Below are 24,522 nucleotides of genomic sequence, written 5' to 3'. Positions count from 1 at the left end.
CGTGGTGCCTCTTGTCTTGTTGCCGCGGTGCTCAAGCCAGCTCGTGGGGGAAATACTTCACTACGCAGTCCATGGGGTTGGGCGCTGCCTGGCCCAGGCCACAGATCGATGCATCTCGCATCACCAGCGACAGGTCTGCCAGCAGGGCGAGATCCCACTTGGGCTGCTCCATCAGATGCGCGGCCTTGGCCGTGCCGACACGGCAGGGCGTGCACTGGCCGCAGGACTCATGGTGAAAGAAACTCATCATGTTGCGTGCCGCGTCGGTCGCTGTGTCCTTGTCGGAAAGGATGATGACGGCGGCCGAACCGATAAAACAACCATAGGGCTGCAGCGTGTCGAAATCCAGCGGAATGGTGTTCATCGTGGCCGGCAGAATGCCCCCTGACGCGCCACCGGGCAGGTAGGCGTAAAACTTCTGGCCTTCCAGCATGCCGCCGCAGTACTCGTCGATCAGCTCCTGGATGGTGATGCCGGCCGGCGCCAGCTTGACGCCGGGCTCCTTGACCCTCCCTGAGACCGAGAAGGAGCGCAGGCCTTTGCGGCCATTGCGGCCGTGCGAGGCGAACCACTCACCGCCTTTTTCCAGGATTTCCCGGATCCAGTACAGCGTCTCGAAGTTGTGCTCCAGCGTCGGCCGGCCAAACAGGCCGACCTGCGCCACATAGGGCGGGCGCAGGCGGGGCATGCCGCGTTTGCCTTCGATGGATTCGATCATGGCGGATTCTTCGCCGCAGATATAGGCGCCTGCGCCGCGGCGCAGCTCGATTTCGGGCATGCCGGCCATCAGCGGGTCCAGCCGCAACCTGGCCAGCTCGGCTTCCAGCATGTTGCGGCAGCCGTGGTATTCGTCCCGCAGGTAAACGTAGATCTTCTCGATGCCGACGGCCCAGGCGGCAATCAGCATGCCTTCAAGGAAGCGGTGCGGGTCGCGCTCCAGGTAGACGCGGTCCTTGAAGGTGCCGGGTTCGCCCTCGTCAATGTTCACGGCCATCAAGCGCGGGCCTTTTTCGGCACGCACGATGCGCCACTTGCGGCCGGAGGGAAAGCCCGCTCCGCCCAGACCGCGCAGGCCGGAGTCTTCCATGGTCTTGAGGACAGCCTCGACATCGCGTTCGCCCGAGACGCACTGCTTGAGCAAGGCATAGCCGCCGGCGGCCTGGTAGGTGGGCAGGTCGATAAAGCCGTCAGGCTCGTGTTGTCTGGCGTCCGCCGCGACGGTCTGGGAGATGCTTTCGCAGCTTGCGTTGGGTACCGGGTTTTGTCCCACGACGGCGACCGGCGCCTGTTCGCAGCGGCCTACGCAAGGTGCGGCAATAACGCGGACTTCGCGGCCGAGCAGAGCGGGGAGTTTGGCCAGCAGGTCTTTGGCGCCTGCCATCTCGCAGGAAAGACCGTCGCAAACCCGCACGGTGAGTGCCGGCGGAGCTGTTTCGCCTTCCTTGACCACGTCGAAATGGTGATAGAAGGTCGCCACCTCATACACCTCGGTCTGGGCCATCCGCATTTCCTGGGCCAGCGCCGCAAGGTGAGCTGCGGACAGATGGCCGAACTGGTCCTGGATTTTGTGCAGGTGCTCAATCAGCAGGTCCGGCCGGCGCGACTCGGAGCCCAGCAGACGCTGCACCTCGGCGAGCGCCTGCGGGTCAACGCGGCGGCCCTTTGGAGCCTGGCGTTTTCGCTGCTTGGAGGCGTCGATGACGGCGATAGGAATGATGGGATGGTTCATGAAGCTTGTTGGCTCGCTGTGTGGCTGGCGTTGGTGGCGTGGGGCTGCCCGGCCTAGATGACGCGCTCGGCGCGTAATTCGGCGATGTAATCGGCGCCGTAGCCCAATTGCGTCAACACTTCGTCGGTGTGCTCGCCCAGCAAGGGGGAGCGCGTGACTTCGGTGGCGCTGTCGGACATCTTGATCGGATTGCCCACGGTCAGGTATTTGCCGCGGGTGGGGTGGTCGACTTCAACAATGGTGCCCGTCTCGCGGAGTGCGGGCTCTTCCGCAATCTCTTTCATCGACAGGATGGGGCCGCAGGGAATGTCGTACTTGTTCAGGATTTCCATGGCCTCGAACTTGGTCTTGGTCATGGTCCATTTCTCGATGCGCGCGAAGATCGGCTTCAAGTGCAGCAGGCGGGCGGCCGGCGTGGCAAAGGCTTCGTCGTCAATCCAGCCTTCTTCGCCGATCACCTTGCACACGGCCGGCCATACGGCGCCCTGGGTGATGAAGTAGATGTAGGCGTTGGGGTCGGTCTCCCAGCCCTTGCATTTCAGGATGGAGCCGGGCTGGCCGCCGCCGGATGCGTTGCCGGCGCGCGGTACGGCTTCGCCGAACTTGCCGTCGGGGTACTGCGGGTATTCGTGCATGGTGCCGGTGCGCTCCAGGCGCTGCTGGTCGCGCAGCTTGACGCGGCACAGGTTCAGCACGGCATCCTGCATGGGCGCCAGCACCTTCTGGCCGCGCCCCGTGGTGTTGCGCTGGTAGAGGGCCGCGACGATGCCCAGGGCAAGGTGCAGGCCGGTTCCGCTGTCGCCGATCTGCGCGCCGGTGACCATGGGAGGGCCGTCGTCAAAGCCGGAGGTGGAGGCCGAGCCGCCGGCGCACTGGGCCACGTTCTCGTAAACCTTGCAATCCTCGTAAGGGCCGGGGCCAAAGCCCTTGACCGAGGCGACGATCATCCGGGGATTGAGCTTCTGGATGTGGTCCCAGGTGATGCCCATGCGGTCCAGCGCGCCGGGGGCAAAATTTTCGACCAGCACATCGCATTCCTTGATCAGCGTGTCCAGGACTTCCTTGCCCTTTTGCTTCTTGGTGTCCAGCGTGATCGAGCGCTTGTTGTGGTTGAGCATGGTGAAGTACAGGCTGTCCACGCCGGGAATGTCGCGCAGCTGCCCGCGCGTCGCGTCGCCTTCGCCTGCGCGCTCGACCTTGATGACGTCGGCGCCGAACCAGGCCAGCAGCTGGGTGCACGTCGGCCCCGACTGGACATGGGTGAAATCAAGAATGCGGACGCCGTCTAACGCTTTGCTCATGAAAGTTCCTGCTGGGAAGTTAAAAAGTGGTTGTTTTCACATGGTTTGAGCCATGGCCGGGCCTCTTGTGCCGGGTTCAACCCCTATGGTAATCACTGCTCCAGTGGTGTGCCTGTACGGTTTGGGTTAGGGTGTGTTGCCCTGAGGGACAAGCTGCATCTCAAGTTCCGTCAGGCGTTTTTTCAGGTTTCGCTCCTCGGCAAAGCGGGCGGTTTCATCGCGGATCACCGCGACGATGGCTGACACCTTGTTATCCGGGGTATGTAACAGGGCCACGGTAAAGGCAATCGACAGGCTACGCCCGTCTTTATGGACCGCCGGCACCCGCAGCACGTCGTTGCCGTAGCGGGTTTTTCCGGTCTCCATGGTCTTGTGGTAACCGTCCCAGTGGCGCTGCTGCTGGCGCTGCGGAATGATGATGTCCAGCGACTTGCCCAATGCCTCTTCTTCCGTGAAGCCGAACATGCGCTGGGCCGCCGGGTTCCACAAAACGATCGCGCCGCCGGCGTCAGACGCCACAATGGCGTCGCCAACGGCCTCGACGAGCTGTTTCAGGTCGGTTGTTGTTTGCATAGGTCCACTCCTGGTGCTGGCAATAAGCTGGCTGAGGCTTTAAAAAAAACGGCGCTCAATCTGAACGCCGTTTGTGCGGGCCGTCAAGACCGGTAGCTGCTGCGCTTACACCGCTTTGGCAGTGTGTATGGCCGCAATTTGCTCCTTGGTGTAACCCAGTTCAGCCAGAACCTCATCCGTGTGCTCGCCGAGCAGGGGCGATGCCGTGACTTCGGGCTTGGTGTCGGAGAACTTGATCGGGCTACCCACGGTGAAGTAGCTGCCGCGCACTTTGTGCGGCACTTCAACGATGGAGCCGCTGGCGCGCAGGGATTCGTCGTGCAGCAATTCCTTCATCGACAACACGGGTGCGCAGGGAATATCAAACTTGCGGAAGACGTCCACGGCTTCAAACTTGGTCTTGTCGGCGATGAATGCCTCGATCGTGGCGAAGATGTCCATGATGTGCGGCTGGCGTGCTTTGGCCGTGGTGTAGGCCGGGTCGGTTTTCCACTCGGGCTTGCCCAGCGCATCGCAGATCGGCTCCCAGGCGTGACCCTGGACGGTGAAATAGATGTATGCGTTGGGGTCGGTTTCCCAGCCCTTGCACTTCAAAATCCAGCCGGGTTGGCCGCCGCCGCCGGCATTGGCGCCACGTGGCACCACGCCGTCTTTGAAGGCTTCCATTTCATGCGGGTATTGTGGGTACTCTTCCAGGTAGCCCAGCTTGTCCAGGCGCAATTGGTCGCGCATTTTGACGCGACACAGGTTGAGCACGCTGTCCTGCATGGACACGGCCACTTTTTGACCCTTGCCGGTCTGCTGGCGGCCGATATAGGCCGTCAAGATGCCGATGGCCAGGTGCATGCCGGTATTGCTGTCGCCCAAAGCGGCGGCTGAAATGGTGGGGCCGGAGTTCTCGCCCTTCCAGTAGCCGGTGGTGGACGCCGCGCCGCCTGCGCACTGGGCCACGTTTTCATAAACCTTCAGGTCTTCGTAGTGGTGGCCGTCAGAAAAACCCTTGACGGACGCCAGAATCATTTTTGGGTTCAGTTCCTGAATGCGTTCCCAGGTAAAGCCCATACGGTCCAGCGCGCCGGGGCCAAAGTTCTCGACCATCACGTCGGATTCCTTGATCAGCCTTTCCAGCACTTCCTTGCCTTCGGGCTTTTTGGTGTCCAGCGTCAGGCCGCGCTTGTTGCTGTTGAGCATGGTGAAGTACAGCGCGTCAGCACCTTCGATGTCGCGCAGCTGGCTTCGGGTGACGTCGCCGGAGCCAGGACGCTCGACCTTGATCACGTCTGCGCCGAACCAGGCCAGCATCTGGGTACAGGCGGGGCCCGCCTGAACGTGGGTGAAGTCGATGATCTTGATGCCGGCGAGTGGTTTGTTGCTCATTTGATTTCTCCTTAGGATGCTTTGGATTACTTCTTTGCTGCGGCGCTTTGCGGGTTCAGACTTGTGATCCGGCCGCTCTCGGTGCCTGCAGTTTCGTCAATGATGGCGTTGATCAGGGTTGGTTTGCCGGACTTGACGGCTTCGTCCAGCGCCTTGGCCAGCTCGTCCGGTGTGTTGGCCAGAACGCCCACGCCGCCGAACGCCTGCATCATCATCTCGTAACGTGCATTCTTGACAAAAACGGTGGGGGCTACGTCGCCGCCCAGCGGGTTCACATCAGTGCCCTTGTAAATACCGTTGTTGTTGAAGACGATGACACAAACTGGAAGGTTATAGCGGCAGATGGTCTCTACTTCCATGCCGCTGAAGCCGAAGGCGCTGTCGCCTTCGATGGCGATTACGGGTTTACCCGTGGTAACGGCGGCCGCGACGGCAAAGCCCATGCCGATACCCATGATGCCCCAGGTGCCGACGTCCAGGCGTTTGCGTGGCTCGTACATGTCGACAATGCTGCGTGCGAAGTCCAGGGTGTTGGCGCCTTCGTTCACCACGATGGCGTCTGGGCGGGCCTTGACCGCATTGCGGATGACGTTCAGCGCGCTGTGGAAGTTCATCGTCGGCGGGTTCAGCGCCAGCGTAGCGGCCATCTTGGCCAGGTTCTTGTCCTTGCGCTCGGTGATGCCCTGGGTCCAGTCAGCAGGTGGCTTGGCCCATTTGGAGCCCAGGCCTTCCAGCAGTGCCGAGACGCAGGAGCCGATGTCGCCGACCAGTGGTGCGGCGATGGGTACGTTGCTGTCCATTTCGGTCGGCGAGATGTCGATCTGGATGAACTGGCGGGTGTCGGCATTCGCGCCGCCCCAGGTCTTGCCCTTGCCGTGCGACAGCAGCCAATTGAGGCGCGCACCGACCAGCACCACCACGTCGGCTTCTGCCAGCACGTGGGAGCGGGTGGCCGAGGCCGACTGTGGGTGCGTGTCAGGCAGCAGGCCCTTGGCCATGGACATCGGCAGGTAAGGAATGCCGGTTTTTTCGATCAGGGCGCGGATATCGGCGTCGCACTGGGCGTAGGCGGCGCCCTTGCCCAACACGATCAGCGGGCGTTTGGCGCCCTTGAGCAGGTCCAGCGCGCGCTTGACGGCGTCGGGTGCGGGAATCTGGCGCGGTGCGGGGTCGACAACCTTGATGAGCGACTTCTTGCCGGCTGCGGCGTCCATCGACTGGCTGAACAGCTTGGCCGGCAGGTCGAGGTAAACACCGCCGGGGCGGCCGGACAGCGCCGAACGGATGGCGCGCGCGATGCCAACGCCGATGTCTTCAGCGTGGAGCACGCGAAATGCTGCTTTGCACAATGGCTTGGCAATTGCCAGCTGGTCCATTTCTTCGTAGTCGCCCTGCTGCAGGTCGACAATCTCGCGTTCGCTGGAGCCACTGATGAGGATCATCGGGAAGCAGTTGGTCGTCGCGTTGGCCAGGGCGGTGAGTCCGTTGAGGAAGCCCGGAGCGGACACCGTCAGGCAGATACCCGGCTTTTGCGTCAGAAAGCCGGCGGCAGCGGCGGCGTTGCCGGCATGCTGCTCGTGGCGGAAGGAAATCATGCGGATCCCCTCGGCCTGCGCCTTGCGCGTCAGGTCGGTGATGGGAATGCCGGGCAGGGCGAAGATCGTGTCAATGCCGTTGAGCTTGAGGGCATCGATGACGAGGTGAAAACCGTCGATCTGCTCTGTCGAGGGGGTGGCGTTGGTCATAATGAAATGTCTCTTCGTGTGACTTCGATAAAGGTTGAGCAAAGCAGCTGGCTTTGTGTCCGGACCCAAAAATGCGTTGACGCAAGTCAGTGTCTTTTTGGCGGGCTACATCGCTTCACTTTTTATGCTCAGGCGGGGTCATTTGCACCGTCGAGGTATCATAGGAATCGATTCAGGTTCCGCCATTGACCACGGTCAATTTTCGATGGATTCTTCACCCCGAAAACCAGGCGAATTTGCGTCCTGCACACTCCTTATCGCCTCATGTCGTCAATACCCAATCATCCCGAGAGAAACGTCATCCGCGTCCAGTTGGCGCAGAACATTGTTCTGAAGGGCATGACGGCGGAACAGAGCTCGGAACTGGAGTCGCACCTGGTCATCGTTGACGGCCAGAAAGGCGACTCCCTGCTGGAGCAGGGTGTGCACGAAATGGAGCAGTATTTCATCCTTGAGGGCATCCTCAAGCGGGTGGTGACCAACGAGCAGGCCAAGGAGATGATTCTTCGCTTTGCCGACGAGCGGGACATGGAGACCAGCTATGCGGCCTGGCGCCTGGGCACGCCCACGCCTTACAGCACAGTCTGCGTCACCAAGGTCAGGGTGGCCAAGCTGCCTTTGCCCGAATGGGTGGCTTTTCTCGAACGGCATCATGAAATCAAGCAGTCGTTCGAGTACTACGTGATGCGCCTGATGAGCGAAATCATGGCCCATACCATCACACTGCATTTGCTGGACGCCCCCGGGCGCGTCAAGCGCTTTCAGCGCAAACACCCTGAGCTGTTCGACCGCATTCCGAAGAAGGAACTGGCGTCTTACCTGAATCTCTCAGCAGAAACCCTGAGCCGGCTCAAGCAGCGCGGCAAGATCTGACGGAGCCAGGCAAGAGGGGAAAGCGGAGAAAGAGGAAAAGAGGAAAAGAGGAAAAGAGGAAAAGAGGAAAAGAGGAAAAGAGGAAATAAAAAAAGCCGGGCAATGACCCGGCTTTTTTGTGGTTTCCCGCAGGATCAGTCCACCGGCTGCTCCGCCGCAAACTCCTGCTTCTTGGGTGGGCGAATCTTGGCCAGGAGGCGGGAAATCAGTGGCCAGAACAGCAGGATCAGCGCCAGGGTCGTGATGCCGCCTACCAGTGTGTTGGACCACATGATGGAGACCTCGCCCTGCGATACCAGCATGGCCTGGCGGAACGAGTCCTCGGCTTTGTCGCCCAGCACCAGTGCCAGTACCAGCGGCGCGAGCGGGTAGTCCAGCTTCTTGAACAGGTAGCCGATCACGCCGAACAGCAGCATGAACCAGATGTCCAGCATGGCGTTGTGCACCGTGTAGGCGCCGATCGCGCAAATCACCACAATCACCGGGGCGATGATGGAGAAGGGGATGCGCAGGATAGAGGCGAACAGCGGTACCGTGGTCAGCACCACGATCAGGCCGACCAGGTTACCCAGGTACATCGAGGCGATCAGGCCCCAGACGAAGTCCTTCTGCTCGACGAAGAGCAGAGGGCCGGGCTGCAGGCCCCAGATCAGCAGGCCACCCAGCAACACGGCAGCGGTAGGCGAACCAGGGATGCCGAGCGCCAGCATGGGCAGCAGGGCGCTGGTGCCGGCGGCGTGCGCTGCGGTTTCGGGGGCAATCACGCCTTCGATATCGCCTTTGCCGAAGTTGGCGCCGTTCTTGGACATCTTCTTGGCCAGGCCATAGCTCATGAACGAGGCCGGGGTGGCTCCGCCGGGCGTGATGCCCATCCAGATACCGACCAGCGAGCTGCGAATCGAGGTCATCCAGTATTTCGGCAGCTTCTTCCAGGTTTCGAGCACCACCTTGGGGTCGATCTTGGCGCTTTTGCCGGAGAAGGCCAGGCCTTCTTCCATGGAGATCAGGATCTCGCCGATACCGAACAGCCCGATCACGCCGATCAGGAAGTCGAAGCCGCGCATCAGGTCGGGGAAGCCGAAGGTCAGGCGCAACTGGCCGGTCACCGTGTCCATGCCCACGGCGGCCAGGCCGAAGCCGATAGCCATCGAAGCGAGGATCTTGAACGGCGAGCCCTTGCCCATGCCCACGAAGCTGCAGAAGGTCAGCAGGTACACCGCGAAGAATTCAGGCGGGCCGAATTTCAACGCAAACTTGGCCACCATAGGCGCCAGGAAGGTGATCATCAGCACCGCTACGAAGGCGCCGATGAAAGAGGACGTGAACGCCGCCGTCAACGCTGCACCCGCGTGGCCCTGTTGGGCCATGGGGTAACCGTCGAAGGTGGTGGCCACCGACCAGGGCTCACCCGGAATGTTGAACAGCACCGAGGTGATGGCGCCGCCGAACAGGGCGCCCCAGTAGATGCACGAGAGCATCACGATGGCAGAGGTAGGCGACATGCTGAAGGTCAGAGGCAGCAAGATAGCCACCCCGTTGGCGCCGCCCAGGCCGGGCAGCACACCGATCAGCACGCCAAGAATGATGCCGACGAACATCAGGAGGATGTTCATTGGCGTCATGATGACGCTGAAGCCGTGAAAAAGCGCGCTTATTTCATCCATGGCAGTCTTTTATTCAGTTTGTATATCGTTACGGGCGCTTAGTAGCCCAGGAATCCGAGTGGGTCGAGGGAGCCTTTGAAGAGCGGCACCTTGAACCAGACTTCGAACATCATGAAAAAGAGGACGTTGACGGCAACAGCCGCGATCACGCTCTTGATCCATGAATACTTGCCCAGCACCACCATGAACAGCGCGATGTAGATTGCCGAGGCAACGTACAAACCAAGGAACTGCACTGCGCCCACATAGACGGCCGCGGGTATCAGCACCTGCAGCACGCGCTTGAGTTGCTCACTGTCTACGAATATTTCGGTGTTGCGGCCTTTGCCCAGCAGCCCCTGGTACATGATGCCGGCGCCTGCGATGCACAGGATGACGCCGATGTAGAAGGGAAAGTAGCCGGAGCCGGGGCCGTCGCTTGTCCAGCCTGAGCCGAGATCACGTGCGCCGACGATGATGACGATGCCCATCAGCACCACCAGGGCGGCGACGACGGCTTCGACAATGTAGGTGGGAACACCGCTGCGATGGCCAGCGTCGGCTTGTTCTTTTTCCATGGAGAAACTCCTGTGTTGTGACTTGCCCCGTCCAATGGGGCAGTGGACTCTCGATCGCCGGCCCGGCGCGTTACCTGGCCGGTCCGGTTTTGCGGCAGTCCCCGTGCAGACGGGGACTGCGGTGTTCAGTCTGCTTACTTCGCGATGAAGCCAGCTTCCTTCATCAGCTCACGGTGCATCTGTTCGGCGCTACCGAGCCATTTGGTGAAGTCGTCACCGGACATGGCGGTCTGGTTGAAGGCGCCTTTTTCCATGTACTCTTTCCAGTCCGGGGTTTCCCGCACCTTTTTGAGCAGACCCACGTAGTAATCGAGCTGGTCCTTGCTGATGCCGGGGGCGGCGAAGATGCCGCGGAGCATCACGTAGTCGGTCGGCACACCGGCTTCCTTGCAGGTCGGGATGTCGCCCCAGGACATGGTGTCGGTGACTTTGGTTTTGTAAGGCATGCGCTTTTCGTCAAACACGCACAGGGCGCGCAGCTGGCCGGCGCGCCATTGCGCCACGGCTTCGATCGGATTGTTCACGCTGGAATCGACGTGCTTGCCGACCAGTTGCACCGCCACATCTCCGCCGCCTTTGAAGGGCACGTAGATGAACTTGGTGCCGGTGGCCTTTTCGATGCCCACGGTGAGGATCTGGTCTTCCTGCTTGGAGCCGGTGCCGCCCATCTTCGCCTTGCTTGGGCCCGAAGCCTTGACGGCTGCCAGGAAGTCCTTGGCGTTCTTGGCGGGGTTCTCCGCATTGACCCACAGCACAAACTGATCGAGTGCCATCATGGACACGGGCGTCATGTCGCGCCAGTTGAAGGGAACACCTGTCGCCAGGGGCGTGGTGAACAGGTTGGACAGCGTGATGATGATCTTGTGCGGATCGCCCTTGGCGCCCTTGACTTCCAGGAAGCCCTCAGCGCCGGCGCCGCCCGACTTGTTGACAACGATCAGCGACTCTTTCATCAGCTTGTGCTTGACGATGATGCCCTGGATCAGGCGGGCCATCTGGTCGGCGCCGCCGCCGGTGCCTGCGGGCACCACGAACTCCACCGGCTTGGTGGGCTCCCATGCCGCATGCGCGGGCATGGCTGCCAGCGCTGTTGCCGCGATGACGCCGGCGGTTGCCGCCGCCAATTTACTTCTGATGCTCGAAAGTTTCGTTTTCATCACGTTGTCTCCTGTGTTTGGTAACTCTGTTGTTGGCCGGAACTTCTTTACTGATTCCCTAGCCGAGCATATTGCAGACGTATGGTCTTACCAAGTGGGCCAAAAACTCTTGACAGGGGTCAAGTTTGCGGGATTTTCGAGCCGCTCTAGGGTTTCTCCGGAGCCGTTTCACCCGTGTGCGGCGAGCCTGGATAGCGTATGTCCCTAGGAGGAAAGTGTCATATCGCCGATACCATGAATTTCAGCAGGGCGGGCGCTTCGTTCCATGGCGATGACTGGGACATACAAATGTTTTGAAAGGTAATAACCATGAAAAACTCATTGTTGCTGGTTGCATTGTTTTTCTGCGGTTTGACCGCCCAGGCGCAGCAGTGCGAAGGCGGGCTTTACCTTAATCCGCAAGTCATCCGGGGTGAGGGCGCATCACAAACCGAAAGTGCCCTGAAGGAACTCGTTGACTTTATCCGCCCCACGGGGCTGTCGGTCACACCGGTGATCAACATCCGGGAGACGCAGGATGTTTTGACGGCTGTCAAAAAGCCCGCGCCACCATGCTGGGTCTATGGCAACCCGGTGGTCGGTCTTGCCTCGGGCTACCGGCCGGTGGCGGTCAACATGGACCCGATCCAGTCGGCTGTACTAATTCTGGCTGACATCGGCACCGTCAAAGACGGCAAACCGGTCGAATTGAAGACACTCCCCGCCGCAGAGCAGGCCAAAGTGCTTGCCAAACTCAAGACAACCAGTTGTTTCGGCATGAAAAGCGGCGTGACGACATCACTCGTGAAAGCCGAGAATTTTTGTGGCACGGTGGTTGAAATATTGCCTCAGCAGGGTCTGGGGCAAAGCTATTTGCCGACCAAAGCAGCTTTTCATTGGCAGGCGGACCGGTGGGCAGGCCTGATTACCCGGCTCCAGAGTGCGCAGGCTGCAACCATGAAGAGCCACCACGGCACCGATGAACGCATCCACATGGCGCAACTGGTGATCGTGCCGACCAGTAATGCGAGTTGGGGTTACGGGCTGTATGTCCACCCCAGCGCCCCGGCGGACGTGATGAAAAAAGCGGCTAGCCTGTTTGACTCCCTCAAGAACGCAAATCCACTCCTGTTAAAGGCGCTGGATCTGGGAGCCAAGTTTGATTTCGAAACCCCTTCGGACGCGGTGGTTGAGGCGATGAAGAAATCGCTGGCCTTTGGGCCTTGAGGCGGTAGTTTTTTTGGGGCTTGCCGCAGGCCGCGCCAACAGGAGAGATTGTTGTGCGCCGCAGCAAATTCTTGAGGTTTTTTTGGCCTGCGCAGGCCGATTGATGCCGGGCTCAAAGCCCGGCCATCAAGGAAGCATCAGGCGGCGAGCTGAAGCCGCACCTGTCCGCGTTCCTCGCCCATGGTTTTCGCGAGCAGCTTGACGAGGGCATACACCGTGTCGATATGCGGCGTGGGGGTTTGTGTCAGACGCCCCAGCTCCACCACCGAGCCCACGAGCGCATCGATTTCCGGAGCCCGGCCGGCTTCAATGTCCTGCAGCATGGACGTCTTGTGCTTGCCGACTTTCTCGGCGCCGGCGATGCGCTTGTCCAGCGTGACGCGAAACTCGATGCCCAGTTTGTGAGCGACCTCTTGCGCTTCGCGCATCATGTTGGCGGCCAGGTCGCGTGTCAGCGGAAACTGGCAGATGTCCACCAGCGTGGAGTGCGCCAGGCTGCTGATCGGGTTGAAGGTGAGGTTCCCCCAGAGCTTGAGCCAGATTTCCGAACGGATGTTGTCCAGCACCGGGGCCTTGAACCCGGCCTTGGAAAAACACTCCGAAATTCGCGTGACGCGTTCGCTCGTTGAGCCGTCGAGCTCGCCCACGGGAAAGCGGTCGCCTTCAATGTGTTTCACGACACCGGGCGCCACGAGTTCAGAGGCGGGGTAGACGACACAGCCGATGACGCGCTCTGGCGGAATCATTTTCAGCTGCAAGCCGCTCGGGTCCACGCTGTGGACCTGGCTGCCTTCAAGCGGGCCGCCATGTTTATGGAAGTACCAGTAGGGGATGCCGTTTTGCATGGTCACCACGGCGGTGTCAGGCCCGAACAGCTTTGGAAGGTCGTTGGCCACGGCCTCTACCTGGTGCGCCTTCATGGCCAGGATGATCAGATCCTGCGGGCCGGCTTCAGCGTAGTTGTTGGTCGCCTTGACATTCTCTGCAACATGTTCGGTGCCGTCGTGCATGATGAGCTTCATGCCTTTTTTGCGGATGGCCTCCAGGTTGGCGCCCCGTACGATGAAAGTGACGTCCTCGCCGGCCAAAGCCAATTTCACGCCCACATAACCGCCGATGGCCCCGGCTCCAATGATCGCAATCTTCACACCCGTACTCCTGGCAAAAACATTATTCGAACCGGTTGCTGAGCTTGCCGATGCCGGCAATCTCCACCTCGACCGTGCTTCCCGGTTTCATGGATCCCACGCCGATGGACGTGCCGCACAGAATGATATCGCCAGCATAAAGCGTCATATCCTGGGAGATCAGGCTCACCAGCTGCCTGACTGAAAAGCGCATGTCGCTGACGGGGTAGTCCTGGCGAATTTCACCGTTGAGGATGGTTTTCACCACCAGCTTTTCAGGATCAAGACCCGTAGCCACGACGGGGCCGAAAGGGCAGAAGGTGTCCAGCCCTTTGGCGCGCACCCACTGGGCAAACGAGGCATCGCGGTTCAGGATGTCGGCAACCGTCACATCGTTGGCGCAGGTGTAGCCGAACACGTGGTCCATGGCGTGCTGCTCGGAAACCTGCTTGCAGGTTTTGCCGATGACGATGCCCAGTTCACCTTCAAAAACCACTTTGCCGTTGCAGGGCGGTTTGACGATGATTCCGTTTGGATCCAGGTAAGAGTTTGGCGCTTTGATCAGATAGAGCGGCTCGGCCGGCACGGCCAGGTTGAGCTTCTGGCCCAGGGCGTGGAAGTTGTTCCACATCGCGATGACCTTGCTGGGCCGCACTGGCATCAATAGTTCGACACCGGCCAGCGGCACCATCCGGTCCGTAGGCACCGCGCCCGAGAACATGTCGCCCTGGCAAACCCTGATGTTCTCGCCCTCCAGAATTCCAAAGCCGGTCGAGGTACCTTCCTTGAAGCGCAGCCAACGTTTAGACATTCCGGGCCTTCACGTATGCAGCGCACTCGGGGTGAACCGGGGTGCTGGGGTGTTTTGGGGCGCGCGGCTGGCCGGTGCAAGCGGCTGATGGGACCAGACGGTATATGGCGCCGGAGTGGCCCTGTTAGCGGCCATGCTGGCGTGGCAACGGGCTTTGGCGGCTTCAATGGCTTCCACCAGGAAGTCTGCTTCGTAAGCACGCAGCAGGTGCGATTGCTCGGTTTCGAGGTAGGTGCGCACCGTACCCTGGCTGGTGGCCTGCAGGCGCGCGTAAGTCGCGGCATCCCAATGCCAGTTCAGGCCGAGTTCTTCAAACGCGGCGTTGTAGGCATGGCGGGCCAGGTCGGTGGCGGTGTTGTCAAGCAAGGTATTGAGCATGAGGGTTCTCCTTTGAAGGGTTGGCGCTCGTGAGGCACTGCCCGGCATCTATGGGTGTTTTTTGCGCGGGCTTGAGGCAACTGTAAAAAGAAAGAATGATTAATGATAGTTAAAGTATTTGATGCTATGTATTACTCATGACTAATGCATTGGATGAAAGAAAATCGAGAGCACTCAGGCTCTCGATCATTCATCCGGTCAGTGATTTCTATTGCGGTTTGCGCTGGCGCTTGCTCAGCCGGGCTTCTGGCCGATCTCGAAGTTGGCCATCTTCTCCAGCGCCCGCGCCATCGCGGAGTGATCCCAGGCTTTGCCGCCGTGCGCGCTGCAGGCGTTGAACAGCTCTTGCGCGGTGGCCGTGTTGGGCAGCGAGATGCCCAGCTGGCGCGCGGTAGACAGAGCGAGGTTCAGGTCCTTCTGGTGCAGCTCGATGCGAAAGCCCGGCTCGAAGTTGCGCTTGACCATGCGTTCGCCGTGCACCTCGAGAATCTTGGACGACGCAAAGCCACCCATCAAGGCCTGCCGCACGCGCGCCGGGTCGGCGCCGGCACGGGACGCAAACAACAGGGCTTCGGCAACCGCTTCAATGGTGAGCGCCACGATGATCTGGTTGGCGACCTTGGCGGTCTGGCCGTCGCCATTGCCGCCGACCAGCGTGATGTTTTTCCCCATCAACGCGAACAGCGGGCTGACGCGTTCAAACACCGCCTCCGCACCGCCGACCATGATGGACAGCGTCGCGTTCTTGGCGCCGACTTCGCCGCCGGAGACCGGCGCATCAAGATAGTCGCAGCCCAAGGCGTTGATTTTCTGTGCGAAGGCTTTGGTGGCGATAGGCGAGATCGAACTCATGTCGACGACCACCTTGCCCGAGCTTGTTCCGGACTTTCCTGCGGACTCCTTGAGGCCGGCGGCGATACCTGCTTCACCGAAGAGGGCCGCTTCCACATCAGGTGTGTCGGGCACCATGATGAAGATGATGTCGGCGCGTTCAGCCACACCGCGGGCGCTCATGCACTGGGTGGCGCTGCTGCCGGAGATCGCTTCCGGCATCTTGCCCAGGGTGTAGACAAACAGCTGGTGCCCAGCCTGGATAAGGTGGCCCGCCATGGGCGCGCCCATGATGCCCAAGCCAATGAAGCCGATTTTTAATGCAGACGATTGCATGGTGTCCTTTTATCTTCTTTATCTTTTTTTAAACTGCGGCCGCTTCGCCGGCCAGATGCTGGCAGCACCAGCCCAGTCCCGCTTCCGTGGTGGTCGCGGGCTTGTATTCGCAGCCGACCCAGCCCTTGTAGCCAAGGCGGTCAAGATGGGCGAACAGAAAGCTGTAGTTGATTTCACCTGTGCCCGGCTCATTGCGGCCCGGGTTGTCGGCCAATTGGACGTGGCCGATGCGGTGCAGGTATTTCTGCAGCGTCGCGGCCAGCTCTCCCTCCATCCGCTGTGCGTGGTAGAGGTCGTACTGCACAAAGGCGTTGTCCGCGCCGACTTCGTCCAGAATCTCGATCGCCTGCGCGGTGCGGTTCAGGTAGAAGCCCGGAATGTCAAAGGTGTTGATCGGCTCGATCAGCAGCTTGAGGCCCGCTTTTTTGAGCTCGGCGGCGGCGTAGCGCAGGTTGGCAATAAAGGTCCGGCGTAGCAGCGCGCCGTCCATGTCCGGCGGGGCCTTGCCGGCCAGGCAATTGAGCTGGCCGACGCCCAGCGCCTTGGCATAGTCCACGGCTTTGACCACGCCGGCGCGGAATTCATCGACGCGCCGGGGCAGGCAGGCGATGCCGCGCTCGCCCGCATCCCAGTCGCCTGCGGGCAGGTTGTGCAATACCAGCTTCAGGTCATGGGCTTCCAGGCGTTGCCGGATTTCGCTGGGGTCGAAGGCATACGGGAATAAAAATTCGACAGCCTCAAAGCCGGCTTGCGCCGCGCGTTCAAAGCGGTCGAGGAAAGGCGCCTCGTTAAAGAGCATGGTCAGGTTCGCTGCAAAGCGGGGCATGATGTGCTTTCGGTGTGGGTTGATGGGTGAGGTGAGGGCGGGTCGCGTTACTCGAGCAGGCCGGCCAGTTCCAGGCCGCGCAGGCCTTCGGGATGGCGGCAGTCGATGTCTTCGAACTCGTTGACCTTGTCGATCTCCGTGCCCATGGCGATGTTGGTGACCTTCTCGAGGATGATTTCCACCACCACCGGCACCCGGTGCTCCGCGGCGAGCGCTCGCGCCTGCTGTAGTGCGCCCTGGATTTCATCGGGGTGCTTGACGCGCAGCGCCTTGCAACCCAGGCCTTCCACCACCGCCACATGGTCCACGCCATAGCTGCGCAGTTTGTCGTCGGAGTCAGGCACGTTGATGTTGTCAAAGGCCAGCTGCACGCAGTAGTCCATCTCGAAGCCGCGCTGGGCCTGGCGGATCAGGCCGAGGTAGGAGTTGTTGACGAGCACGTGGACATAAGGCAACTGGAACTGCGCACCCACCGCCAGTTCTTCGAGCAGGAACTGGAAGTCATAGTCGCCGGTGATGGCCACCACGGTGCGCGAAGGGTCGGAGGCCACCACACCAAGTGCCGCCGGCATCGACCAGCCGAGTGGGCCGGCCTGGCCGCAGTTGATCCACTGGCGCGGGCCGTAGATCTGCATGAATTGCCCGGCCGCGATCTGGCTCAGGCCGATGTTGCTGACGTAAATGGTGTCGCGCGGAAACGCCTTGTTCATCTCTTCGTACACGCGCTGCGGCTTGATCGGCACATTGTCGAAATGGGTCTTGCGGTGCATCAGGCGCTTGCGTTCGGCGCAGCGGTAAGCCCAGTCGCTGCGGTCCGGCAGCTGGCCGGCGGCCTTGCGCTCTCGGGCAATTTGCACGAAGTGCTCCAGCGCAGCTTTCGCGTCGGAAACGATGCCGTAGTCGGGCGTGAACACCCGGCCGATCTGCGTCGGCTCGATATCGACGTGCACAAACGTCCGGCCCTTGGTGTAGACCTCGACCGAGCCTGTGTGGCGGTTGGCCCAGCGGTTGCCAATGCCCAGCACAAAGTCGCTGGCGAGCATGGTCGCGTTGCCATAGCGGTGGCTGGTCTGCAGGCCAACCATGCCTGCCATCAGCGGGTGGTCGTCGGCAATCGTGCCCCAGCCCATCAGGGTGGGAATGACCGGCACGCCGGTCAGCTCGGCAAACTCCACCAGCAAGTCGCTTGCGTCGGCATTGATGATGCCGCCGCCGGCCACGATCAGCGGGCGCTCGGCCGCTGCCAGCATGTCCAGGGCTTTTTCGATCTGCTTGCGCGAGGCTGCGGGCTTGTAGACCGGCAGGGGTTCGTAGGTGTCGATGTCGAACTCGATTTCGGCCATCTGCACGTCGAAGGGGAGGTCAAGCAACACCGGGCCGGGGCGGCCCGAACGCATCAGGTGAAAGGCTTGCTGAAAGGCGCGGGGGACCTGGCCGGGTTCGCGAACCGTGCACGACCATTTGGTGACTGGTTTGGAGATCGATTCAATGTCCACCGCCTGGAAGTCTTCTTTGTAAAGCCGTGCACGTGGCGCCTGGCCGGTGATGCAGAGGATGGGAATGCTGTCGGCGCTGGCCGAGTAAAGGCCGGTGATCATGTCCGTGCCACCGGGGCCCGAGGTGCCTATGCACACGCCGATGTTGCCTGCCGCGGCACGGGTGTAACCCTCGGCCATGTGGGAGGCGCCCTCGACGTGGCGCGCCAGGATGTGAGTGATGGATTGGCGCTCGCGCAGCGCCGAATACAGCGGGTTGATTGCCGCGCCCGGAACACCGAAGGCCTGGGTGATGCCTTCTTTTTCCATTACCAGTACGGCGGCCATGGCGGCCTTCATTTTTGCCATCGAAGTCTCCTCTAAGGGGTTGTTGAACGTTGGGCTGATGGTCGTGGCCTTGGCTGTTCCGGGGAATCCCTGCGCCGTGCATTACGCTTATTCCAAACTGGAATAAATAGTTGCCGCACTCGTGGCGCCGTGGTCTACTTGCGGCCATGGACCGCATTCAAGCCATCCGGCTTTTCATTCGCGTGGTTGACCTCGGCTCTTTCAGCAAGGCCGCGGCCGACATGGGCATGGGCCAGCCCTCGGCCACCAAACTGGTGGTGCAACTGGAAAAGCAACTCGGCTCGCGGCTGCTACACCGCTCGACGCGCGGCGTGACGCCCACCGAGATAGGCGCGCTGTATTACGCCAAGTGCAAGCTGATCGCACACCATGTCGAAGAGGCTGAGACCGTGGCGGCGCTGCTGCAGTCGCAGGTGCAAGGCGGCCTGCGAATCACCACCTCAGTGGCTTTCGGGCGGCGCGTGCTGGTGCCGCTCGTCATGCGCTTCATGCAGTTGCATCCCAAGCTGCAGATCGAGCTGAACTTTGAAGATCGTTACGTCAACCTGGTCGAACAAGGCATTGACGTGGCGATCCGGATGGGGCCGCTGGCCGACTCGACGCTGGGTGCGCGTTACCTCGGCATCAACCCATGGGTGGTGGTGGCTTCGCCCGAGTACATCAAAAAGCGCGGCGCACCGGCCGACCCGGCCGGCCTTGTTGCGCACGATGCGCTGGTTTACAGCACGGTGCAGGGTGATGCGCGCTGGCATTTCACCGGCGCTGAGGGCCATGCGCTTCCCGTCTCGGTCAGCGGGCCCTTGCGCTCGAACAATCTCTCGGCACTCCTGGTGGCGGCGCGCGGCGGCATGGGGGTGGCCGCCTTGCCCAAGTATGTGGCGCATGAGTCGATACGCAGTGGCGCGTTGATGCCTGTGCTGGAGGACTGGACGCTGCCGTCACAGGAAATTCATGCGGTTTACCCTTCGCCCCAGCTGGTGCCGGCAAAGGTCAGCGGTTTTGTCGCCTGGTTGCAGGGCCAGTTCGGCGAGGCCTGGTGGGCTGACCAGAAGAAGTAGCCTTCCGCCAAGGCCGCTTGCGGCGGGCTGGCTGCCAATCAATGATTACTCTTTACTAAACCATTTGATACTATGGATTATTCAAGAGTTATGGATTGAAGGCTTGGTATGAAGAACGCAACATTGCGCCAGCTCAAGGTGTTTGAGGCTGTGGCCCGGAACCTGAGCTTTTCGCGCGCCGCTGAAGAGCTGCACCTGACGCAGCCGGCGGTTTCCATCCAGGTCAACAAACTGGAGGATCACGCCGGCCTTCCGCTGTTTGAGCAGCTGGGCAAAAAAATCCACCTCACGCCTGCAGGTGTGGAGATGCTGCATTCCAGCCGCATCATCATCCAGCAGTTCAAAGAGGTGGAAGAAGCCATGGCGCAGTTCAAGGGCATCTCCGGCGGCAAGCTGAATGTCGCGGTGATCAGCGCCGGCGATTATTTCTTTCCGCGTTTGCTGGTGGAATTTGCGCGGCGCCATTCGGGCGTGAGCCTGGACTTCGGCGTGTGCAACCGCGAAGAGCTCCTTAACCAGCTCACCGACAACCTGACAGACCTGGCTGTGATGGTGCGCCCGCCGCTGGACATGGACACCGTGAGCGAGCCGTTTGCGCCGCATCCCTACGTGGTCGTGGCCGCGCCCGACCACCCGCTGGCCAGTAAAAAGCGCATCCCGTTATCGCGCCTGGCGAGCGAGCCTTTTGTGGTGCGTGAAAAGGGCTCCGACACCTGGAATTCGATGGAAGAGGGCTTTGGCGCCCACCTGGCCGAGCTCAATATCGCGATGGAAATCAAAAGCACGGAAACCATCAAGCAGGCGGTTATCGCCGGTATGGGCGTGAGCTTTTTATCGGCGCACACCATCAGCCGCGAACTGCAGGTCGGCAGCCTGACTGTGCTCGATGTTCAGGGCTTTCCGCTGATGCTGCACTGGTATGTCGTGCACCGCCGCAACAAGCGCCTCACGCCGGTGGCGCAAGCCTTCAAGGATTTTTTGATGAGTGACGGCGGCGGTTTGATCGAGCAGACGATAGGTATTCGCACCAGGCCGGCATCGAAGCGGGCAACACCGGCCCGCCGCTAGGCTGCCCTGCCCATCTAGATCAGCGCAGAAGGAAGTACGCGGCCAGAATGTAGAGAACGACCGCGAAGACTTTCTTCAGCGGCTGGATATCCATGCGGTGGGCTGTGCGTGCGCCCAGCGGCGCGGTGCAGATGCTGGCCAGCGAGATGATCACCAGCCCTGGCAAATAGAGGAAGCCCAAAGAGCCGGGCGGCATTTGCGGCAAATCCTGGCCGGCCCAGATGTAGCCCAGCGTTCCGGCCAACGCAATCGGAAAGCCGAGCGCTGATGAGGTGCCCACGGCATCGTGAATCTTCACATTGCACCAGGTCATAAAGGGCACCGACACAAAAGCGCCGCCCGCGCCGACCAGTGAAGACAGCATGCCGATCACGCCGCCCATGCTGAAGGTGCCCAGAGGGCCGGGCAGGGTGCGGCTGGGCTTGGGTTTGCGGCCCAGGAACATCTGGGTGGCTGAGAACGCCACGAAGACGGCAAACAGAATGCTCAGGATTTTCCCCGGCAAGGCCACCGCCAGTTGCGCGCCTAGCAGCGAGCCCACCAGGATGCCGGGCGCCAGCAGGCGCACGATGGGCCACAACACCGCGCCGCGCCGGTGATGCGCGCGCACCGACGACAGCGAGGTAAAGCAGATGGTGGCCAGCGAGGTGGCGACCGCGATCTTCACGGTGTATTCCGGCGGGAAGCCTTTGGACGTCAGGATGAAGGTGATGAAGGGCACCATGATCATGCCCCCGCCTATGCCCAGCAGGCCGGCGAGAAAGCCGGTGCACAGCCCGACCACAAGAAGTTCAGCAATGAGTTGGGGCTCTAGAAACATGGGATGGATGGTTGCGGGCGTGAGCAGCGTGGCTCTGCCGTCTTGTAAGTGTTGTGTTCGCGGCTTGGTGAATGAAGAACGGTCAAGCCGGAGTGCTGGAAAGAAAAGGTGTCTGCGAGTGCCACCGGACCGTCATCCTGAACCGGGGTTCAGGTGGGCGAGGGCAGTCAGGTTTCGGGTTCGTCTGACGCGAGACGATCACACCTGCCGGACAATTTACCAAGCCCGTGCTCGAAGAGCATTGGTTCAAGGAAATATAAAGCCCAGTGCGCATCGCAGACGTCTTCATTGTAGGCCTTTGCGGCCTTGCGCGTCGGTAAAGAAGAGTGACGGGACAAACGCGGGACGGCGCCCGAATGTTCAGAGCAGGCGGCCGTCGATGCCCAGCGCCGTATCCAGCCGCTGCAGCAAGGTCGTGAGCTGTGGGTGTTCTTTTTGCGCACCGCTGCCGTCAACTTCGACGGGTGCCGCAAGGGGCGCGGGTGCAGCGTTGGCCGTGCGCTCGGGAAGCTCAAATGCCAGGTTCAGCGCTGCCAGGACGGCAATGCGGTCGCGAGCCTTGATTTTCCCGGCGTCGCGGATCCGGCACATGGCCATATCGACCCGGTTGACGGCGTCCAGCATGCGGGCGTCGCCGTTTTCAGGGCAGCCCAGCAGATAGCTCTGGCCCATGATCTGCACTTCGAGCTGCTTCATGACTCGGTTCCCACGGTGGTTTTGCTGTGGCCATTGCTTTCGGGCAGACGCTCCAGAAGGGCATCCACGCGGGCGCGGGCGGCGCCCAGGCGCGATTTGAGCGAATCGCGTTCATTCGTCAGAACGTTGACCTGCTCCGCCAGCAGCGCGTTGGTGCGCTGCAGTTCTTCGTAGCGCAGCAACAGCCGCTCAACGCGTTCGACGATCTGGTCGATTTGGGTTTGGTTCGCCATGGCAGGCCTCATTGTAGGGTTTGCGGCCGTGTGTGGGGAAGGGCCGCGTAGAATCTGCCCTGTTGGTGCTCGCAGTGTGGTTCACACGCCGCAGTTCAACGGGAAGCAGGAGACAAGTCAAAGCCATGCATATCGGGTCAACCCTGATTCGCAGGCGCCCAGACTTTCAGCCTGCGCTGCCCCCGCAACGGTAAAACGGACGAATGCGCTTTCCCGGCCTTGAGGCCCCAGGGAGCCGTTCAGCTTTCATCATCAGCCACTGAGCGCCTTGAACAAGCGTTTGGGAAGGCGATGAAGGCAGTTCCGTCAGCCCGGATACCGGCCAACAAGGTGAACGCGCACGTCCAGGCTTTGGGCTTGGGCGTTTGTAACGCTCATGCACTGGCGGGGAAGCCGGTGAGGGTAATTTGCTGACTGTCTGATTTCAATGAAAACTGCTCCCCACGCACGCCTTGCCGTGCTTCCGCTGGCCGTTGCCGCCGCATTTCCCCTGGCTTTCTTCGCCGCTTCTCCCGCCTTGTCCCAAACTGCCGGCGCGACGCCGCAGCTCAAGGAAATGATGGTCACCGCCACGCGCAGCGCGCGCCCTGTCGGAGATGTGGTGGCCGACGTCACCATCATTGACCGCGAAACCATAGAGCGCGCCGGCGCTGTAGGGGTGGCCGACGTGCTGGCGCGCGTGCCAGGCATTGAAATCACCCGCAACGGCGGCATCGGCAATACCACCGGCGTATCGATACGCGGCGGCGAGAGCCGCCACACGGCCGTGCTGATCAACGGCGTGCGCATCGATTCGCAAACCACCAGCGGGGGCGCCGGCTGGAGCGCCATTCCGCTGTCCCAGATTGAACGCATTGAAGTGGTTCGCGGCCCGACCAGCGCGGTATACGGATCCGACGCGGTAGCGGGTGTAGTGCAGATTTTCACGAAGAAAGGCGAGGGGCCTTTTGCGCCCGTGGTGGCGCTCACGTATGGCTCCTACCAGACCCACCGCCTGGATGTTTCCGCCAGCGGCTCGGTCAACGCATTCGACTATTCGTTCGGCGTGTCCCAGGGCGCCAGCGATGGCTTCAATATCCGGCCCAATGTGGTCCCCGCCCAAAACCCGGATGCCGACGGCTACAAGGCCGCCAGCGCCAATGCCCGGCTGGGTTTCCAGATCAACGCCGACCACCGAATTGAGGCCAACATCCTGCAAAGCCGGGTGGAGGCGCAGTACGACAGCACGCCCCTGCCGCTGGTGCGCGACTACCGCCGGATCAGCAAGCTGCAAACCCTGGGCCTGCAACTGGACTCCAAATGGACGGAGAACTACAGCACCAGGATTGCACTGAGCCACGGCACCGACAAGGGCGAAGAAGTTATTGACCGCTCTGTGGACCAGACAAAGATTGCCAGCATCCTCTGGCAGAACGAATACAAGATCGGCGCCCACCTGCTGAGCGCCACGCTCGAGCAGCGCCGGGACGAGTTCCGGCTGACCAGCGCGCCCCGCGTGGACCGCAGCAAGTCGCAGACAGGCGTGGGCCTGGGTTACGCCTGGTCGCAAGCGGCGCACACCGTGCAGCTCAATATCCGCAACGACAACGACAGCGAGTTCGGCGGCAAGACCACCGGCTCGGCAGCTTATGCCTTTGCCGTCACACCGGCGTGGAAGGTCTCCGCCAGCGCAGGCACTTCATACCGCGTGCCGACGCTGTACCAGCGCTTTAGCCAGTTTGGCGTGGCAGGCCTCAAGCCCGAGTCCGGCCGCAACACCGAAATCGGCCTCAAGTACGCCGAAGGCAGCAGTGAATTCGGTGTGGTGGCCTACCGGAACAAGCTGACCAACCTCCTGACCTTCCTGTCGGGCGCAGGCGCCGCAGGCTGCCCGGTGCCCGCGAACGGCTGCTATTCCAACACGGCCAAGGCTCAGTACGAGGGCGTCACCTTCACCGCCGCCGAGAAGCTGGGCGCCTACCGCCTGTATGGATCGCTGGATATTCAGAACCCGCGGGACGTCGTGCTGAACAAGCAACTGGCGCGCCGCGCGCGCCGGCATGCTACGGTAGGTGTCGACATCCAGCTGGCCGGCTGGACACTGGGCGCCGACGTGCTGCTGTCGGCCAAGCGGTTTGACACCGCCGCCAACACCACCATCCTGCCGGGTTATGGGCTGGTCAATTTCAGCGCGTCGACGGCACTCTCCAAAGACTGGAAGTTCACCGCCAAGCTGGACAACCTGACCGACAAGGCCTACGAGACCGCCGGCACTTATGCGATGGCCCGGCGCGCCCTGTATGTTGGGTTGACATGGGCGCCTCTTTAATGGG

At 61.3% G+C, this 24,522-nt stretch carries 22 protein-coding genes and 1 riboswitch; of the genes, 5 read left to right on the top strand and 17 right to left on the bottom strand.

Annotated features, from left to right (window positions below):
• Nucleotides 1-31 precede the first annotated feature (31 nt).
• From BM408_RS06480 to oxc, 5 genes are all read right to left on the bottom strand, one after another.
• On the bottom strand, nt 32-1,729 hold the full coding sequence (locus BM408_RS06480; RefSeq protein ID WP_092128098.1) for an NAD(P)H-dependent oxidoreductase subunit E: 1,698 nt from the start codon (nt 1,727-1,729) through the stop codon (nt 32-34).
• 53 nt (nt 1,730-1,782) lie between these two features.
• Nucleotides 1,783-3,030, bottom strand: coding sequence for a formyl-CoA transferase (frc, locus tag BM408_RS06475; RefSeq protein ID WP_092128096.1), 1,248 nt, complete (start codon nt 3,028-3,030; stop codon nt 1,783-1,785).
• 126 nt (nt 3,031-3,156) lie between these two features.
• A complete protein-coding gene (locus BM408_RS06470) occupies nt 3,157-3,603 on the bottom strand; it encodes a PAS domain-containing protein (RefSeq protein ID WP_092128094.1) in 447 nt (148 codons plus the stop codon).
• Between the two features lie 105 nt (nt 3,604-3,708).
• A complete protein-coding gene (frc, locus tag BM408_RS06465) occupies nt 3,709-4,980 on the bottom strand; it encodes a formyl-CoA transferase (protein WP_092128092.1) in 1,272 nt (423 codons plus the stop codon).
• 26 nt (nt 4,981-5,006) lie between these two features.
• Nucleotides 5,007-6,725, bottom strand: coding sequence for an oxalyl-CoA decarboxylase (gene oxc / locus BM408_RS06460; protein WP_092128090.1), 1,719 nt, complete (start codon nt 6,723-6,725; stop codon nt 5,007-5,009).
• Between the two features lie 264 nt (nt 6,726-6,989).
• Here oxc and BM408_RS06455 point away from each other — a divergent pair, with 264 nt between their 5' ends.
• Entirely contained in the window at nt 6,990-7,598 is a 609-nt protein-coding gene (locus BM408_RS06455) for a Crp/Fnr family transcriptional regulator (RefSeq protein WP_092128088.1), read from the top strand.
• A gap of 134 nt (nt 7,599-7,732) precedes the next feature.
• On the opposite strand, the gene BM408_RS06450 is transcribed toward BM408_RS06455, so the two are convergent.
• The 3 genes from BM408_RS06450 to BM408_RS06440 all read right to left on the bottom strand — a co-directional run bounded on the left by BM408_RS06450 (nt 7,733) and on the right by BM408_RS06440 (nt 10,976).
• The gene (locus BM408_RS06450; protein ID WP_092128086.1) at nt 7,733-9,262 is read right to left on the bottom strand and encodes a tripartite tricarboxylate transporter permease; all 1,530 of its coding nucleotides are present in this window, start codon (nt 9,260-9,262) and stop codon (nt 7,733-7,735) included.
• 38 nt (nt 9,263-9,300) lie between these two features.
• Nucleotides 9,301-9,819, bottom strand: a complete 519-nt coding sequence (locus BM408_RS06445) for a tripartite tricarboxylate transporter TctB family protein (RefSeq protein WP_092128083.1) — start codon at nt 9,817-9,819, stop codon at nt 9,301-9,303.
• Nucleotides 9,820-9,953: 134 nt separating this feature from the next.
• Nucleotides 9,954-10,976 carry a Bug family tripartite tricarboxylate transporter substrate binding protein gene (locus BM408_RS06440; RefSeq protein ID WP_092128080.1) on the bottom strand — a complete coding sequence of 341 codons (1,023 nt, stop codon included), beginning with the start codon at nt 10,974-10,976 and terminating at the stop codon, nt 9,954-9,956.
• Between the two features lie 321 nt (nt 10,977-11,297).
• On the opposite strand from BM408_RS06440, the gene BM408_RS06435 reads away from it, so the two are divergent.
• Complete coding sequence (locus tag BM408_RS06435) at nt 11,298-12,182, top strand: hypothetical protein (protein WP_092128077.1); 885 nt, start codon at nt 11,298-11,300, stop codon at nt 12,180-12,182.
• A gap of 137 nt (nt 12,183-12,319) precedes the next feature.
• Here BM408_RS06435 and BM408_RS06430 read toward each other — a convergent pair whose 3' ends face one another.
• From BM408_RS06430 to gcl, 6 genes are all read right to left on the bottom strand, one after another.
• The gene (locus BM408_RS06430; protein ID WP_092128075.1) at nt 12,320-13,330 is read right to left on the bottom strand and encodes a 2-dehydropantoate 2-reductase; all 1,011 of its coding nucleotides are present in this window, start codon (nt 13,328-13,330) and stop codon (nt 12,320-12,322) included.
• A gap of 22 nt (nt 13,331-13,352) precedes the next feature.
• Complete coding sequence (locus BM408_RS06425; RefSeq protein WP_092128073.1) at nt 13,353-14,120, bottom strand: fumarylacetoacetate hydrolase family protein; 768 nt, start codon at nt 14,118-14,120, stop codon at nt 13,353-13,355.
• 9 nt (nt 14,121-14,129) lie between these two features.
• Nucleotides 14,130-14,498 (bottom strand): HAD family hydrolase, encoded by a 369-nt coding sequence (locus tag BM408_RS06420; protein WP_175541709.1) that lies wholly within the window; start codon nt 14,496-14,498, stop codon nt 14,130-14,132.
• A 234-nt stretch (nt 14,499-14,732) separates the two neighbouring features.
• Nucleotides 14,733-15,665 carry a 2-hydroxy-3-oxopropionate reductase gene (gene glxR / locus BM408_RS06415; RefSeq protein ID WP_092128071.1) on the bottom strand — a complete coding sequence of 311 codons (933 nt, stop codon included), beginning with the start codon at nt 15,663-15,665 and terminating at the stop codon, nt 14,733-14,735.
• Between the two features lie 28 nt (nt 15,666-15,693).
• Nucleotides 15,694-16,491 (bottom strand): hydroxypyruvate isomerase, encoded by a 798-nt coding sequence (gene hyi / locus BM408_RS06410; protein ID WP_092128069.1) that lies wholly within the window; start codon nt 16,489-16,491, stop codon nt 15,694-15,696.
• A gap of 47 nt (nt 16,492-16,538) precedes the next feature.
• Complete coding sequence (gcl, locus tag BM408_RS06405; protein ID WP_092128067.1) at nt 16,539-18,335, bottom strand: glyoxylate carboligase; 1,797 nt, start codon at nt 18,333-18,335, stop codon at nt 16,539-16,541.
• Between the two features lie 146 nt (nt 18,336-18,481).
• Here gcl and BM408_RS06400 point away from each other — a divergent pair, with 146 nt between their 5' ends.
• A complete protein-coding gene (locus tag BM408_RS06400) occupies nt 18,482-19,393 on the top strand; it encodes a LysR family transcriptional regulator (RefSeq protein WP_092128065.1) in 912 nt (303 codons plus the stop codon).
• Nucleotides 19,394-19,501: 108 nt separating this feature from the next.
• Nucleotides 19,502-20,461 (top strand): LysR family transcriptional regulator, encoded by a 960-nt coding sequence (locus BM408_RS06395; protein ID WP_092128063.1) that lies wholly within the window; start codon nt 19,502-19,504, stop codon nt 20,459-20,461.
• Nucleotides 20,462-20,480: 19 nt separating this feature from the next.
• Here BM408_RS06395 and BM408_RS06390 read toward each other — a convergent pair whose 3' ends face one another.
• The 3 genes from BM408_RS06390 to zapB all read right to left on the bottom strand — a co-directional run bounded on the left by BM408_RS06390 (nt 20,481) and on the right by zapB (nt 22,210).
• Nucleotides 20,481-21,281: a sulfite exporter TauE/SafE family protein gene (locus BM408_RS06390; RefSeq protein WP_092128061.1), complete on the bottom strand. Its 801-nt coding sequence runs from the start codon at nt 21,279-21,281 to the stop codon at nt 20,481-20,483.
• Nucleotides 21,282-21,641: 360 nt separating this feature from the next.
• Nucleotides 21,642-21,977: a cell division protein ZapA gene (locus tag BM408_RS06385; RefSeq protein ID WP_092128059.1), complete on the bottom strand. Its 336-nt coding sequence runs from the start codon at nt 21,975-21,977 to the stop codon at nt 21,642-21,644.
• Nucleotides 21,974-22,210: a cell division protein ZapB gene (gene zapB, locus BM408_RS06380; protein ID WP_092128057.1), complete on the bottom strand. Its 237-nt coding sequence runs from the start codon at nt 22,208-22,210 to the stop codon at nt 21,974-21,976. Before zapB ends, BM408_RS06385 begins: the two co-directional genes overlap by 4 nt.
• 46 nt (nt 22,211-22,256) lie before the next feature.
• A riboswitch (cobalamin riboswitch) is annotated at nt 22,257-22,552 on the top strand.
• A gap of 85 nt (nt 22,553-22,637) precedes the next feature.
• Here zapB and BM408_RS06375 point away from each other — a divergent pair.
• Nucleotides 22,638-24,518 (top strand): TonB-dependent receptor domain-containing protein, encoded by a 1,881-nt coding sequence (locus BM408_RS06375; protein ID WP_092128056.1) that lies wholly within the window; start codon nt 22,638-22,640, stop codon nt 24,516-24,518.
• Nucleotides 24,519-24,522: the final 4 nt, after the last annotated feature.

The organism is Polaromonas sp. YR568 (assembly GCF_900116715.1).
Taxonomy (GTDB): Bacteria; Pseudomonadota; Gammaproteobacteria; order Burkholderiales; family Burkholderiaceae_C; genus Polaromonas.
The sequence above is the reverse complement of the archived record's forward strand: the minus strand, read 5'-3'. Positions and strand labels throughout refer to the sequence as shown.